General features: G+C 43.1%; 14 protein-coding genes. 3 read left to right on the top strand and 11 right to left on the bottom strand.

All coding sequences use genetic code 11. From position 1 onward, the window contains the following. The first annotated feature begins 146 nt into the window (after positions 1-146). Positions 147-515 carry a DUF5640 domain-containing protein gene (locus tag RDN93_RS19830; RefSeq protein WP_118036881.1) on the top strand — a complete coding sequence of 123 codons (369 nt, stop codon included), beginning with the start codon at positions 147-149 and terminating at the stop codon, positions 513-515. 757 nt (positions 516-1,272) lie between these two features. Here RDN93_RS19830 and recQ read toward each other — a convergent pair. The 4 genes from recQ to tig form a co-directional block, all read right to left on the bottom strand. Next, positions 1,273-3,453: a DNA helicase RecQ gene (gene recQ / locus RDN93_RS19835; protein ID WP_308747091.1), complete on the bottom strand. Its 2,181-nt coding sequence runs from the start codon at positions 3,451-3,453 to the stop codon at positions 1,273-1,275. 168 nt (positions 3,454-3,621) lie between these two features. Continuing rightward, entirely contained in the window at positions 3,622-4,866 is a 1,245-nt protein-coding gene (gene clpX, locus RDN93_RS19840) for an ATP-dependent Clp protease ATP-binding subunit ClpX (RefSeq protein ID WP_308747092.1), read from the bottom strand. Between the two features lie 2 nt (positions 4,867-4,868). Next, positions 4,869-5,531: an ATP-dependent Clp endopeptidase proteolytic subunit ClpP gene (clpP, locus tag RDN93_RS19845; RefSeq protein WP_004297164.1), complete on the bottom strand. Its 663-nt coding sequence runs from the start codon at positions 5,529-5,531 to the stop codon at positions 4,869-4,871. Positions 5,532-5,673: 142 nt separating this feature from the next. Further along, entirely contained in the window at positions 5,674-7,029 is a 1,356-nt protein-coding gene (gene tig / locus RDN93_RS19850) for a trigger factor (RefSeq protein ID WP_308747093.1), read from the bottom strand. Between the two features lie 396 nt (positions 7,030-7,425). On the opposite strand from tig, the gene RDN93_RS19855 reads away from it, so the two are divergent. Beyond that, positions 7,426-7,671 (top strand): RNA-binding protein, encoded by a 246-nt coding sequence (locus tag RDN93_RS19855; protein WP_004297160.1) that lies wholly within the window; start codon positions 7,426-7,428, stop codon positions 7,669-7,671. Between the two features lie 110 nt (positions 7,672-7,781). Here the strand turns inward: RDN93_RS19855 and RDN93_RS19860 are convergent, their stop codons facing one another. After that, positions 7,782-8,552, bottom strand: a complete 771-nt coding sequence (locus RDN93_RS19860) for an ABC transporter ATP-binding protein (protein WP_308747094.1) — start codon at positions 8,550-8,552, stop codon at positions 7,782-7,784. Beyond that, the gene (locus RDN93_RS19865) at positions 8,549-9,292 is read right to left on the bottom strand and encodes an ABC transporter permease (RefSeq protein WP_308747095.1); all 744 of its coding nucleotides are present in this window, start codon (positions 9,290-9,292) and stop codon (positions 8,549-8,551) included. The genes RDN93_RS19860 and RDN93_RS19865 overlap by 4 nt, the downstream gene beginning before the upstream one ends. A 75-nt stretch (positions 9,293-9,367) precedes the next feature. On the opposite strand from RDN93_RS19865, the gene lptB reads away from it, so the two are divergent. Further along, the gene (gene lptB, locus RDN93_RS19870) at positions 9,368-10,129 is read left to right on the top strand and encodes an LPS export ABC transporter ATP-binding protein (RefSeq protein ID WP_044654979.1); all 762 of its coding nucleotides are present in this window, start codon (positions 9,368-9,370) and stop codon (positions 10,127-10,129) included. Between the two features lie 75 nt (positions 10,130-10,204). Here lptB and der read toward each other — a convergent pair whose 3' ends face one another. The 5 genes from der to RDN93_RS19895 all read right to left on the bottom strand — a co-directional run bounded on the left by der (position 10,205) and on the right by RDN93_RS19895 (position 14,407). Continuing rightward, positions 10,205-11,518 carry a ribosome biogenesis GTPase Der gene (der, locus tag RDN93_RS19875; RefSeq protein WP_308747096.1) on the bottom strand — a complete coding sequence of 438 codons (1,314 nt, stop codon included), beginning with the start codon at positions 11,516-11,518 and terminating at the stop codon, positions 10,205-10,207. 49 nt (positions 11,519-11,567) lie between these two features. Then, entirely contained in the window at positions 11,568-12,449 is an 882-nt protein-coding gene (gene era / locus RDN93_RS19880) for a GTPase Era (protein WP_308747097.1), read from the bottom strand. 88 nt (positions 12,450-12,537) lie between these two features. Then, positions 12,538-13,542 (bottom strand): beta-ketoacyl-ACP synthase III, encoded by a 1,005-nt coding sequence (locus RDN93_RS19885; protein ID WP_308747098.1) that lies wholly within the window; start codon positions 13,540-13,542, stop codon positions 12,538-12,540. A gap of 88 nt (positions 13,543-13,630) precedes the next feature. Further along, a complete protein-coding gene (gene rpmF / locus RDN93_RS19890; RefSeq protein WP_004296852.1) occupies positions 13,631-13,816 on the bottom strand; it encodes a 50S ribosomal protein L32 in 186 nt (61 codons plus the stop codon). Positions 13,817-13,828: 12 nt separating this feature from the next. Next, on the bottom strand, positions 13,829-14,407 hold the full coding sequence (locus RDN93_RS19895) for a DUF177 domain-containing protein (RefSeq protein ID WP_005679794.1): 579 nt from the start codon (positions 14,405-14,407) through the stop codon (positions 13,829-13,831). Between the last annotated feature and the right edge of the window lie 257 nt (positions 14,408-14,664).

The raw sequence follows: 14,664 nt of genomic DNA on the forward strand, positions 1-14,664 counted from the left end.
AGTCTAGGTGTGGGCAACTTGTGTGTATTTGTAGTGTGGGTGTTTGGCGATACCTTGGAACAGATATGCTGATAGTTCCCACACCTTTTTTGTATGTAATAGCCAACTATAGGGAACAGGTTGGCAGAATTAAATTTATATCAATTATGAAAACATTGAGATTAATTGGAACGACCTTGCTAATGGTTGTGTTGTGTTTGAACTTTACCGCTTGTGGCGATGATGACGATGATGACCCGTCTAATCCATTGGTTGGAGTATGGCAGAACGATGATGAAGGCGAACATTTAAGATGGACCTTCCGAAATGACGGAAGCGGAGAAGAGCATTTATTTTATGACGATGATAGTGAATCATACACATATCAGTTTACTTACACTTATGATAGTAAATCCAGTACATTAATAATAAACTATGACGATGATGATACTGACAAATACACTATCAACATTAATGGCAATACTATGACTGCCAAGAATGAGTATGGTACTGAAACCACTTTCAAGAAGAAGTAATAATTAAATAAAGGCAGCATTTGAAGTAACATTCACTTGCTGCCTCATTAATTACCTCCTTCTCTTCTTAACTAATTTATGCTTATCCTTCTTAGCTGAATTTGAGAATAGTTGTTCTAGCATCTCCCTTGTTACAGGTCTGTATATAATATCTGTATATGTAGTTTCTCTAATCTCTTGTGGTAAATAAGAAATCACGGTGCTCTTTTTGGGTGTTACTTGCATATTTTTGTAGAAATAAATAGATTGGTAATTGATTTATCTATAGCAAAGGTACTGATAAGAATCTGTCCAATCTAATGTAAAAGATACATTCTGGATTATTGAGGTATGTGTTTGTATTGGAAGAAAATGTCAAGGTGGTAGATAGCGGCAAAATGGAATTAATTGCTTCTAATGGATAATGATGTACATAAACAAAAGGAAGTCCCGAAGCTAAGAATTATGCAGAGAACTTTGCCGAGTATTATGAAGATATACTAAGCAAATAAATGATTAAAAATTAAAAGCCAGTTATCGAGATGATAGCTGGCTTTTTATCTAAATATGAATTGTCACATCTAAATGCAGATTAAAATTCTAATCTCAAAATTATGCCTTATACATAATTAATCCTATCTTTGTGTCGTTCAAACAAGGCTAGATAAGTACAAATTTGAGGAACTAACTTTGTAAGTTACTGACAAACAGAACCCAATCTAAACATACAGTTTTTATTCAAAACAGCATACCTGCACGCCTATTTTTTTCGCTTTTTTTAATTAGCCATTTCCGAGATGAACTTGATACGTACCAGACGAACCTCTTCTTCCGTGAAGTCGTCGCCCAATTCATCAAGCGCATCATCAATCTTATCGGTCGTAGATTCCTTGAAATAATCGTAGATATCCAGCATATGGTCTTCGTCCATGATTTCTTCCAGGAAATAGTCGATATTCAGTTTGGTTCCCGAATACACAATCGCTTCCACTTCGTCCAGCAATTCACCGAACTCGATACCTTTGGAAAGAGCGATGTCGTCCAACGCCACCTTGCGGTCAATAGCCTGAATAATAGCCACTTTCATCTTCGACTTATTGGCAACGGTACGTACGCGCAAGTCTTCAGGACGCTCTATTTCATTCTCTTCGCAGTGACGCTTAATCAGCTTACAGAACTCTTCACCGTAGCGTTTTGCCTTTCCGGCACCTACACCGGGGATATTTTGCAGTTCATCCAGAGTCACCGGATAGATAGTAGCCATCGCTTCCAAAGACGGATCTTGGAAAATCACATAAGGCGGAACTTCCAGTTTCTTCGATAGCTTCTTCCGCAGGTCCTTCAACATTGAATAGAGAGCCGGGTCTACCGCACAAGAGCCACCGCCGCGTGCCGGTGCTTCTTCCTCCACCTCTTCAAAGTCATTGTCCTCGGTAATCTTGAATGATTTAGGCTTCTTCAGGAACTTGTGTCCTTCTTCCGTCACCTTCAGCAGTCCGTAGTGTTCAACATCCTTGCTCAAGTAACCCGCTATAAGAGCCTGGCGAATCACTGCATTCCACGTTTTGTCTTCTTCGCCCATACCGGAACCGAATACTTCGAGATCTTCATGCAAATGCGCCTGTACTTCCGAAGTTTCTTTACCTTGTAGTATGTCTATTATATAATCTGCTTTAAAATTTTCTTTCACCGCGATAATCGCTTCAATCACGGTACACAATAATTCTTGAGCCTCCACTTGTTTCTTAGGGTTTAAACAGTTGTCACAATTTCCACAATTCTCTTCCGTGTATTCTTCACCGAAATAATGTAGCAATGTCTTGCGTCGGCATACGGAAGATTCGGCATAAGCAGCGGTTTCCAACAGAAGCTGCTTGCCAATTTCCTGCTCTGCCACAGGTTTTCCTTGCATGAACTTTTCCAGTTTCTGCAAGTCTTTGTTTGTATAAAAGGTTATGCACTGACCTTCACCGCCATCTCTGCCGGCACGTCCTGTCTCCTGGTAATATCCTTCCAGACTCTTCGGAATATCGTAATGAATCACAAAACGCACATCGGGCTTGTCTATCCCCATACCGAAAGCGATAGTAGCCACTATGACATCCACCTTTTCCATCAGGAAGTCATCCTGATTCTTGGTTCTCGTCAACGAGTCCATTCCCGCATGATACGGACGCGCATTGATTCCGTTTGCCTGAAGGATTTCGGCAAGTTCTTCCACTCTTTTCCGGCTCAGGCAATAGATGATACCTGACTTTTCCGGATTGTTCTTGATGAACTTAATTATATCCCGGTCGATATTGCCGGTCTTCGCGCGTACCTCATAATATAGGTTCGGGCGGTTGAACGAGGATTTGAAGACTTGAGCGTCTACCATTCCCAGATTCTTCTGGATATCATGCTGCACCTTCGGCGTTGCCGTTGCAGTAAGCGCAATCAACGGAGCTTTTCCTATTTCATTGATAATAGGGCGGATCCGCCGGTATTCGGGCCGGAAATCATGTCCCCACTCGGAAATACAGTGAGCTTCATCTACCGCATAGAACGAAATCTTCACTGAACGCAAAAATTCTACGTTTTCTTCCTTTGTCAACGACTCAGGCGCCACATATAGCAATTTTGTCTTTCCGGCAAGGATGTCCGACTTCACTTGGTCTATCGCACCCTTATTCAATGAAGAGTTGATAAAATGGGCAATACCATCTTCTTCACTGAAATTACGCATGGCATCCACCTGGTTCTTCATCAACGCAATAAGCGGTGAAATAACAATAGCCGTACCTTCCATCAAGAGTGAAGGTAGCTGATAGCATAAAGATTTCCCGCCGCCGGTAGGCATCAGCACAAAGGTATCCTTACCACTGAGCAAATTCTGGATGATTGTCTCCTGGTTCCCCTTGAACTTATTAAATCCGAAATACTTTTTCAGTTCATCTGTTAAATTAATCTTCCCTGCCATCTTAACTTAGGTTGTTTTATTCAGTTCATGGTTTAACTTTAAGTAAGCTCTCTTTTTCAAGAGAGCCAAACAAAGTTATAAACAACTTCGTAATTACCAAGCAAAATGTGACTAATATTTTCAAGAAAATACAGAAACAATCATTTTCAGTCGCCTTATACCTTGATTTTAAGCGGTTTGCAGTCGTGCCATATTCGCTTTTTCCAGTTGATGTTTCGCATAATCCAGCGTCACCTCATACTCTTTTTTGCTCTCTGAAGGGATTTCAAACATGACATCCATCATGATTGTCTCCACAATAGAGCGCAAACCACGGGCACCGAGCTTGTATTCCACAGCCTTGTCGACGATATATTCGAAGACAGACTCTTCAAATGTCAGCTTGATGTCGTCCATCTCAAACAGTTTGACATACTGCTTGATAATAGAGTTCTTCGGTTCGGTAAGGATAGCACGAAGTGCATCACGATCCAGCGGATTGAGGTAAGTCAGCACCGGAAGACGCCCGATAATTTCGGGAATCAGCCCGAATGACTTCAAATCCTGAGGAGCGATATACTGCATCATGTTATTCCTGTCTACCGCTGCAGTTTTCTGCGAAGCCGTATAACCAACGACGTGCGTATTCAACCGTTGCGCGATTTTCTTCTCGATGCCGTCGAAAGCACCGCCACAGATAAAGAGGATATTCTTGGTATTCACCGGAATCATCTTCTGGTCGGGATGTTTACGCCCACCCTGAGGGGGAACGTTCACCACGGAACCTTCGAGTAATTTCAGCAATCCCTGTTGCACGCCTTCACCGCTCACGTCGCGAGTGATGGAAGGGTTGTCACCTTTACGGGCAATCTTGTCGATTTCATCGATAAACACAATACCCTGTTCCGCTTCCGGCACATTATAATCCGCCACCTGGAGCAGGCGGGTAAGAATACTTTCAATATCTTCGCCCACATAACCGGCCTCCGTCAATACCGTAGCGTCCACAATCGTAAACGGCACGTGCAGCAACTTGGCAATGGTACGTGCCAGCAACGTCTTTCCGGTTCCGGTACTACCCACCATAATGATATTAGATTTTTCAATCTCCACATCATCGCCACTGTCCTTTTGCAACAGGCGTTTATAATGGTTATAAACCGACACGGAAAGGAAACGTTTCGCATCGTCCTGTCCGATTACATACTGGTCGAGGAATTTCTTGATTTCGACCGGCTTGGGTAGTTCTTTTAAATTGAGTTTGGTAGCTCCGGCGCTTTTCTTGCTTTCACCCAACGCTTCCTGAGTAATCTCATAAGCCTGAGTGGCGCAACTGTCGCAGATGTAGCCGTGCATTCCCGTAATAAGGAATCCGACTTCATCCTCCGGCCGGCCGCAGAAGCTACACTTTTTCTTTGTCCTTGAATCAGCCATTTTTATTTTTTAATCAATACCTCATCAATCATACCGTACTCTTTTGCTTCCTGAGCTGTCATCCAGTAGTCGCGGTCTGAATCCGCCCATACTTTATCGAAGTCGGTATGCGAGTGGTCGGCAATAATCGTATAAAGTTCTTTCTTCAATTTCTGAATCTCACGGGCTGTGATTTCAATGTCCGAAGCCTGCCCCTGCGCACCGCCCATCGGCTGGTGAATCATCACGCGCGAGTGGGGCAACGCAGAACGTTTGCCTTCGGCACCAGCCACCAGCAATACAGCCGCCATCGAAGCCGCCATACCTGTACAGATGGTAGCGACATCGCTAGAGATAAACTGCATAGTGTCGTAAATGCCCAGTCCAGCATATACACTTCCGCCCGGAGAGTTGATATAGATAGAAATGTCCTTACCCGGATCAACGGAATCCAGATACAACAACTGCGCCTGAAGCGTATTTGCCGTATAGTCATCCACTTGTGTGCCGAGGAAAATGATGCGGTCCATCATCAAGCGTGAGAAAACGTCGAGTTGAGTTACGTTCAACTGCCTTTCTTCCAGAATATAGGGATTCAAATACCCGGCTTGTGATTTAATCACATCATCCAATACCATGCCATTCATTCCTAAATGCTTGGTTGCGTATTTTCTAAAATCATCCATGTTATTGTTCCTTTCTTATTAATTAAAAATAAACGTAAGTACAAAGAAACGAAAAAGAATACAGAGACACAAAAAAACACAGAGTTATAATTTTATAAAAACTCTGTGTTTCTGTGACTTTATATTCTATTCAACCGAACGATTATTCAAACATCTTATTGAAATCTTCGATAGAAACGTTCTTGTTTTCCAAAGTTACCTGTGCTTTCAGTGCAGCAGCCAACTTCACTTCTACAACGCGGCTTACCAGGTTGTTGATAGTCTCTTTCTTCTTCAACATCTCCTGTGCATAGTTGTCGAGCACATCTTCAGGAACAGACAACATACCGTATTGAGCAAACTGAGCCTTCGTTGTGTCTTTAGCCATCTTCAGAACATCTTCCTGGTCTACCTTGATTTCATTCGCTTCTACCAACTGTTCCTTAATCAGGTGCCAAGTCAGTTCTTCAATGCTCTTGTCATAGTTTTCAGCAACATATTCTTCGCCTTTTTCCTCGTTGTTCAGCAGCATGATACGTTTCAGCAGTGTGTCAGAAAATTCCAGCTTGCCTACTTTCTCCATTATCATCTTACGAACGTCAATCAGGAATTTATAATCGCTGTCAGCAACGAATCTTGCTGCGATTTCTTCTTTAATCTTAGCGCGGAATTCTTCTTCAGTCTTCACAACGCCTTCGCCGAATGCCTGGTCGAACACTTCCTGAGTCAGTTCACCCGGAACAAAACGAGTGATTTCCTCTACCTGGAAGCTGAAGTTTGACTGAACGTCCTTGGCGATTTCCTTGTCGATTTTCAACAAAGAGCCCAATTCCGCAGCGTTTCCGTCATAAGCAACATTCGGGTTGAACACCAATACATCGTTCACCTTCGCATTAGCGAAAATAGCTTTCTGTTCGTCGTTCTTCATATAAGAAGGCATCATTACCGCACCTTCTACCTGAATACCGCCTTCTTTCGTGTTACCATCTTCGTCCAACTGAGCCAACAGACCTTTCACCATGTCGTTGTCTTCGTAAGCATCCACCTTGTCGTACTTGCCGGTACGTTGAGTGTACATCTTCACCTGGTTGTCGATCATTTCCTCAGATACTTCGATCGTATAATAATCTACTTTATCCTGAGCGCTTACTTCTGCCTTGAATTCTGGTGCCAAAGCGATGTCGAACACGAAATCGAACTCATCCATTGTATCGAAATCGATATTCTGCTGCTTTTCTTCGTTAGGCAACGGTTCGCCCAACATATTCACCTTATTTTCCTTAATATAATTGTAAACAGCTTCTTGCAGTGTCTTATTCACTACTTCTGCAATTACAGACTTACCATACATTTTTTTAATAAGACTCACCGGAACCATACCTTTGCGGAATCCCGGGATTTGTGCCTTCTGACGGAGTGATTTCAACTCTTTGTCTACTTTCTCCTGATAGTCGGCTTTCTCAAGCTTCACAGTAAGCTCAGCGCTTACTTTGTCAATGTTTTGTAATGAAACGTTCATTCTGACAATTATTTATTTGATTTATACTTTGTTCTATACTCAAAGAGGGTGCAAAATTAGTGCTAATCTTTCAAATTTCAAAAGACATTGCAGATTTATTTCAGTAATGTAACATATAAACAAATGAAAAATCCTTGTGAAAGAACACGCTGTACAGTTCTCCGTTTTACTTTTTTTTGTCTTTCTGCAAATAAAATCTCTAAAAAGATGGTCAATCCAAAAATTATTCTTTTCTTTGCTGCGGATTGATGGACCATTAGTTTCTCGATTTGATTACAAGGTTTTTACTTCCGTTACCAAAACGCATTTGTAAACTCTCTGTCGTTTTAATCTTTTTATTAGTAACCATCTATCCAGAGAGTTTTATTCATTTATTTATTTTTTATCATTTTCATTATGAACATTTATGTTGGAAACCTTAACTACCGTGTTAAGGAAGGAGATCTGCAACAAGTGATGGAAGATTACGGAGCAGTATCATCAGTTAAAGTTGTTATGGACCGTGAAACCGGTAAATCAAAAGGATTCGCTTTCATCGAAATGGAAGACGATGCTGCAGCAGCAAAAGCTATCGCAGAATTGAACGGAGCTGAGTACATGGGACGCACTATGGTAGTTAAAGAAGCTAGACCTAGAGCTTAATTGCCGACGCTACATAGCTAAGAAAAAAAGAAACTTCTGTCACCCGTTGACAGAAGTTTTTTTATGGCCTTATTTCTTTTTTATCGCCTTATTCCAGTCTCCCCCCCGGCTCAGCCTTCCATGTTCTGCATCTCAAGGTCTTTCACCTTGCGAAGCAAGTCCGAAGCAAAGATAAAGTTATTCAGGCGTTCGTTGGTAGAGGTGAATATATCGTCTTTCGTCCCTTCCCACTCTTTATGCCCCTCATAAATATAAATCACCTTTTCACCGATTCCCAACACAGAGTTCATATCATGCGTATTGATAATCGTAGTCATATTATATTCCTGGGTAATATCGTGAATCAGGTCGTCAATCACCAACGAAGTTTTCGGGTCCAGTCCCGAGTTCGGCTCGTCGCAGAACAAGTATTGCGGGTTCAGGGCAATGGCACGTGCGATAGCGACACGCTTCTGCATACCGCCACTGATTTCTCCGGGAAACTTATCCTTCGCTTCAGTCAGGTTGACACGGTCCAGACAGAACATCGCCCGCTTGGTACGCTCGCGCAAGGTGTCATTGCTGAACATATTCAAGGGAAACATCACATTATCCAGTACCGACAAAGAGTCGAACAGAGCGGCACTCTGGAAAATCATTCCCATCTCCTTGCGAAGCATCTTCTTCTCTTTCTTCCCCATCATCACGAGATTCCGGCCGTCATACAGCACTTCCCCCTTCTCGGGAGTAAGCAGCCCCACGATACATTTCATCAATACCGTCTTACCGGAACCGCTCTGACCGATAATCAGGTTTGTCTTTCCATTCTCAAAGTCCGCATTGATATCGTTCAATACCGTCTTATCATCGAACGATTTATATAGTCCTTTAACCTCAATCATTCCATCAAAAGTTTAGTTAATATCAAATCCGCAAACAGAATCAAGACACTGCTGGACACTACGGAATCCGTAGAAGCCTTTCCCACGGCAATCGAACCGCCTTCCACCGTGTATCCGAAGAAAGCGGACACACTTGCAATGATAAAGGCGAAGAAAAGAGACTTGATGATACCCGCCCAGATGAACCACTCATTAAACATATACTGCAAACCATATTCGAGGTCGACAGCGTTCATCACTCCGGCAAACCAGCAGGTACAAAAGGCCCCGATAATACCGGCAAAGATACTGAATGTCACCAATATGGGAATGACGGTCACCATAGCCGAAATCTTAGGCAGTATCAGGTAATTGGCGGAATTGACTCCCATAATTTCGAGCGCGTCAATCTGCTGCGTCACCCGCATTGTTCCCAATTCCGAAGCAATGTTCGATCCCACCTTACCCGCAAGAATCAGACACATAATGGAAGAAGAAAACTCCAGCAACATAATTTCGCGGGTCACGTATCCCACTGTCCATCGGGGCATCCACGGACTTTCGATATTCAACTTAATCTGAATGGTAATAACCGCGCCGATGAAAAACGAAATCAACAGCACGATTCCAATGGAGTTCACGCCTAGCTGCTCCAACTCGTTAAGGTATTGCCGGAAAAACATACGCATACGCTCGGGACGGGAGAAAGTCCGTCCCATCAGCATGAAATATCTCCCGACGGTTCTCAATGCTTTTATCATAACTCACACTATTTGTCTGCAAATGTACATTATTTCGGCTTATTTTTACTACATTTGCCGCAAAATAACTAGAATATGGAAGAAAGCAAGATGGTGCTCCGCACGGAAGACCTGGTGAAAAAGTACGGTAAACGAACCGTTGTAAGCCATGTTTCCATCAATGTGAAGCAAGGTGAGATTGTGGGTTTGCTGGGGCCGAACGGTGCCGGCAAGACGACTTCATTCTATATGACCGTAGGATTGATTACCCCGAATGAAGGACGTATCTTCCTCGACGACCTGGAGATTACCAAATATCCGGTTTACAAACGGGCGCAAACGGGAATCGGCTACCTTGCACAGGAAGCCTCTGTATTCCGCCAGATGAGTGTGGAAGACAATATTGCCGCCGTGCTCGAAATGACTAACAAGCCCAAAGAATATCAGAAGGAAAAACTCGAAAGCCTGATAGCGGAATTCCGCCTGCAAAAGGTACGCAAGAACAACGGTAACCAGTTGTCCGGTGGTGAACGCCGCCGTACGGAGATTGCACGCTGCCTTGCCATCGACCCGAAATTCATCATGCTCGACGAGCCTTTTGCCGGTGTCGACCCGATTGCCGTAGAGGATATCCAGCAAATCGTGTGGAAACTGAAAGACAAGAATATCGGTATCCTGATTACCGACCACAACGTACAGGAAACGCTTAGTATCACCGACCGTGCCTACCTGCTTTTCGAGGGAAAGATTCTTTTCCAGGGCACACCTGAAGAGTTGTCCGAGAATCAGATTGTACGCGAAAAGTACCTGAGCAACAGCTTTGTGTTGCGTCGTAAAGATTTCCAGTTAGAGAAATAAAAGAAATAAAAATCTCCAATAGAAAAACTCCCGGAAGCGTCATGTTTCCGGGAGTTTTTTTATTGGAGATATATCTTATTTCTGTCGGATGTAAATATTAACCGGCGTACCAGTCAAGTTCCACTTCTCACGCATCTTGTTTTCAAGGAAACGTTTGTAGGGCTCCTTCACATATTGCGGCAGGTTGGCGAAATAAACAAATGAAGGCACCTGTGTATTCGGCAACTGTGTGATATATTTAATCTTGATATATTTGCCTTTGTTTGAAGGGGGCGGATACGCCTCGATCAACGGAAGCATCTCTTCATTCAGACGGGCGGTAGGTATCTTTGTTGTCCGGTTCTCATATACGTTGCGCGCCTCTTCAAGCACTTTCAGAATACGTTGCTTCGTCAATGCGGAAGCAAAGATAATCGGGAAATCGACAAACGGAGCAAAACGGGAGCGGACAGCATCTTCGAAAGTCTTCTGCACTTTCACGGATTTATCTTCCACCAAATCCCATTTATTGATAACGACTACCAAGCCTTTCTGATTCTTCTGAATCAGAGAGAAGATATTCAAGTCCTGACTCTCAACCCCTCTCGTAGCGTCCAGCATCAGAATACAAACATCCGAACCTTCGATGGCACGAATCGAACGAATCACAGAATAGTATTCCAAGTCTTCATTTACCTTGTTCTTCTTACGGATACCGGCTGTATCCACCAGATAGAAGTCAAACCCGAATTTATTGTAACGGGTATAGATAGAATCGCGGGTTGTTCCGGCAATCTCGGTCACGATGTTACGGTCTTCACCGATAAAAGCATTCACGATAGAGGACTTTCCGGCATTCGGACGTCCCACTACGGCAAAACGAGGAATCTCGTCATCCAGAATCTCGGAAGCTTCTTTCTTGAATTTGCTGACAATCAAGTCCATCAAATCCCCCGTACCACTTCCCGTGATAGCAGAAATACAATAAGGGTCACCCAATCCCAGTTTATAAAATTCAGGGGCATTATACTGCAACTCATGGTTATCCGTCTTGTTGGCAACCATAATCACCGGACTTTTGGCACGACGCAAGATAGCCGCCACCTGCATATCCAAGTCAGTCACTCCGTTCATCACATCCACCACGAACAGAATCACATCCGCTTCATCTACAGCCAGCAACACCTGCTTACGGATCTCCTCTTCGAATATATCGTCAGAGTTCACCACCCATCCACCGGTATCCACCACGGAAAATTCACGGCCCAGCCACTCGGACTTGCCATATTGTCTGTCGCGGGTTGTGCCCGCCTCTTCATTCACAATAGCCCGACGAGATTTCGTCAGACGGTTAAATAAGGTAGACTTGCCCACATTAGGGCGTCCTACAATTGCAACTAAATTACTCATAGTTCAATACCTTGTTTTTTTCACGACTATCCCAGTCGCATGAATACTCTTAATCTAACTGATAACCGAAATTACGCAATTCCTTATCCGAACTGCGCCAATCCTTATCAACTTTCACATACGTTTCCAGGTAAATGGTCTTCCCGAAGAAACGTTCCAGTTCACGGCGGGCTTCGGTAGCAACCTTCTTCAGCGCCTTTCCCTGCTTACCGATAATGATTCCTTTCTGCGAATCACGTTCCACGTAGATTATTGCACGAATCTGAATCTTCTTCGGCCCTTCCTTAAACTCTTCCACAACCACTTCTACCGAATAGGGAATCTCCTTGTCATAGTACAGCAGAATCTTTTCCCGAATAATCTCATTCACAAAGAAACGAGCAGGCTTGTCCGTCCACTGGTCTTTCCCGAAATAAGGGGGAGATTCGGGCAGCAACTCCTTGATCCGCTTCATCACATAGTCCACGTTAAACTTGGATGCTGCGGAAATCGGAATAATCTCAGCCTGCGGAAGCAGTTCTTTCCATTCTTCCACCAACTTGACCAGCTTCTCCTGGTCGGTAAGGTCAATTTTATTAATGAGCAGAAGTACAGGCACGGTCATCTCACGCACCTTTGCCATAAACTCATTATTCTTATCCGGTGTCTCTACCACATCAGTCACATAAAGCAAAACATCCGCATCCGTCAGTGCCGAAGTAGAAAAGTTCAGCATAGACTCCTGTAGCTTGTAATTGGGTTTCAATACTCCCGGAGTATCAGAAAAAACAATCTGCATTTCATCCGTATTATAGATTCCCATAATGCGGTGACGAGTAGTCTGCGCCTTGAAGGTGGCAATCGAGATACGCTCACCTACCAAAGCATTCATTAATGTCGATTTTCCGACATTCGGATTTCCTACGATGTTTACAAAACCAGCTTTATGCATTTCACTTCATTTTATTGGTTGAGACAAAAAAACGCATCGAATCGAAATAGGATGCGTTTTTGAGTGTTATAGTTCAGTAACTAAGTTACTATTCCTTCTTTCCGTCATAACCCCACTTCACGTAAACCGCGCCCCAGGTAAATCCGGCACCGAATGCTGTGAAAATGATGTTATCGCCTTTCTTGAGTTTATCTTCATAATCCCAGATACACAAAGGAAGCGTACCGGCACTTGTGTTGCCGTAGTGTTCAATATTCACCAGCACTTTGTCCATCGGCACTTCCATGCGATGAGCCACTGCTTCGATAATACGAACATTTGCCTGATGCGGCACAATCCAGTCGATAGTCTCTTTCGTCAATCCATTCTTTTCTGCGATTGCCGCAGAAACATCCGACATACTGGAAACAGCATATTTGAATACTGTTCTTCCTTCCTGATGCAGATAATGCATCTTATTGTCTACTGTGAAATAAGACGGCGGACAAACCGAACCACCCGCTTTCATGTGAAGGAAAGGCAAACCTTTACCGTCCGTTCTCAGTATCGAATCCATAATACCATAATCTTCCGTGGTGGGTTCTACCATGAAGGCAGCAGCACCATCACCAAAGATAGGGCAGGTAGCACGATCTGTATAATTAACCATTGACGACATCTTATCAGCGCCAACAATGATAATTTTCTTATATCTTCCCGAACGGATAAAATTCGCAGCCGTCTCCATCAAATACAGGAAACCGCTACAAGCAGCCTGCAAATCAAAAGCAAAGGCATTCTTCAGTCCGAGTTTATCGCAAAGAATAGAAGCTGTAGAAGGGAAGTGATAGTCAGGAGTACTAGTAGCCACAATAACCAAATCAATGTCGTCAGGATTGGCACCAGTCTTTTTCATCAACTGCTTGGCAGCTTTACGCGCCATATACGAGCTACCTAATCCTTCCTCATTCAGAATATGTCTTTCCTTTACTCCAATACGAGTCATAATCCATTCATCGTTGGTATCCACCATCTTTGATATCTCGTCATTCGTCAAGATATAATCGGGAACATATCCGCCGACTCCTGTGATTACTGCATTTATTTTTTCCATCAAACCTATTTTAAATTAGCAATACTATAATACTTAAAGCAGCCGGAGAGCATCACCCTCAGGCTGTTTTTCAGTATAACTGTACTAATTATACAGCTGCTTCTTTCTCAATAGCGAGCTTACCTCTGTAATATCCGCAAGCACCACACACTGTGTGATATACATGCCATTCTCCGCAATTCGGACAAATAGCCAATGTAGGAGCTACTGCCTTATCATGAGTTCTTCTCTTCGCTTGTCTCGTACTTGATTGTCTTCTCTTAGGATGTGCCATTTTCTTAAAACTTTAATTATTATCTAATATTTTTTTTAATTCATTCCAGCGAGGATCAATTTGTTCCTCCACTTCCTCTTCAATTACGATATCGTCTCCTCCAGTGTCGAAAACTTCATCGCTATCCTCGTTCGCATTTGTCTTCAAATGCTTGCTCAATTTACTAGTCATAGCTTTATTGCACTTACCCGGAGCGTGTACATGCTTCATTGGGATGGAGAGTGCTATAAACTCATACATGAACCATGCAACGTTGATTTCTCCTTCTTCTTCGGGAATCACAATCAGGTTCTCACCTTCCTCTGCATATTCATGTCCAAACTTCACCATCAGTTTATCAGAAGAACTGATCGGTAGTTCCATATCATCCAGACAACGATCACATGGCACCCATACCATTCCATCGGTCTGAAAGCTCAATTCGAAAGCGCGAGAGGTTCTTTTCACGTTCAAAGTTACATTTACTTTTCCCTTTTGAACTTCAGGACCATCAATGTGAGCGAAATAAAGGTTATCCAATACAAACTCATACTTAGCAGAGTCTGTCTGCATTCCTTTCAGATCAATTTTGTATTTATCAAATTTTCCCAAAGCTTCTCTCTTTTTTAAATCGTTAGCTTACAATTCGGGCGACAAAGATACAAATAAATATCCTCATAACATACAAATTATCAGTAAATATTCACTTTTTTAATAGGTATTATAGGTTTACGACTGATAAAACAGCCGTATAAATGCCGAAGCTGTAAAAACAGAAAACCTCGCCCGTCAAATAGACAAGCGAGGCTTCTTCAAAAACGGCGGCTACCTACTCTCCCACTGTTACGCAGTACCATCGGCGTGACGAG

It is taken from the genome of uncultured Bacteroides sp., from assembly GCF_902491285.1.
In the GTDB taxonomy this organism is placed as follows: domain Bacteria; phylum Bacteroidota; class Bacteroidia; order Bacteroidales; family Bacteroidaceae; genus Bacteroides.

Excerpts from the sequence above, each read along its gene's own strand:
- RDN93_RS19830 (WP_118036881.1), top strand. The coding sequence starts at position 147 with ATGAAAACATTGAGATTAATTGGAACGACCTTGCTAATGGTTGTGTTG.
- recQ (WP_308747091.1), bottom strand. The coding sequence starts at position 3,453 with ATGGCAGGGAAGATTAATTTAACAGATGAACTGAAAAAGTATTTCGGA.
- clpX (WP_308747092.1), bottom strand. The coding sequence starts at position 4,866 with ATGGCTGATTCAAGGACAAAGAAAAAGTGTAGCTTCTGCGGCCGGCCG.
- clpP (WP_004297164.1), bottom strand. The coding sequence starts at position 5,531 with ATGGATGATTTTAGAAAATACGCAACCAAGCATTTAGGAATGAATGGC.
- tig (WP_308747093.1), bottom strand. The coding sequence starts at position 7,029 with ATGAACGTTTCATTACAAAACATTGACAAAGTAAGCGCTGAGCTTACT.
- RDN93_RS19855 (WP_004297160.1), top strand. The coding sequence starts at position 7,426 with ATGAACATTTATGTTGGAAACCTTAACTACCGTGTTAAGGAAGGAGAT.
- RDN93_RS19860 (WP_308747094.1), bottom strand. The coding sequence starts at position 8,552 with ATGATTGAGGTTAAAGGACTATATAAATCGTTCGATGATAAGACGGTA.
- RDN93_RS19865 (WP_308747095.1), bottom strand. The coding sequence starts at position 9,292 with ATGATAAAAGCATTGAGAACCGTCGGGAGATATTTCATGCTGATGGGA.
- lptB (WP_044654979.1), top strand. The coding sequence starts at position 9,368 with ATGGAAGAAAGCAAGATGGTGCTCCGCACGGAAGACCTGGTGAAAAAG.
- der (WP_308747096.1), bottom strand. The coding sequence starts at position 11,518 with ATGAGTAATTTAGTTGCAATTGTAGGACGCCCTAATGTGGGCAAGTCT.
- era (WP_308747097.1), bottom strand. The coding sequence starts at position 12,449 with ATGCATAAAGCTGGTTTTGTAAACATCGTAGGAAATCCGAATGTCGGA.
- RDN93_RS19885 (WP_308747098.1), bottom strand. The coding sequence starts at position 13,542 with ATGGAAAAAATAAATGCAGTAATCACAGGAGTCGGCGGATATGTTCCC.
- rpmF (WP_004296852.1), bottom strand. The coding sequence starts at position 13,816 with ATGGCACATCCTAAGAGAAGACAATCAAGTACGAGACAAGCGAAGAGA.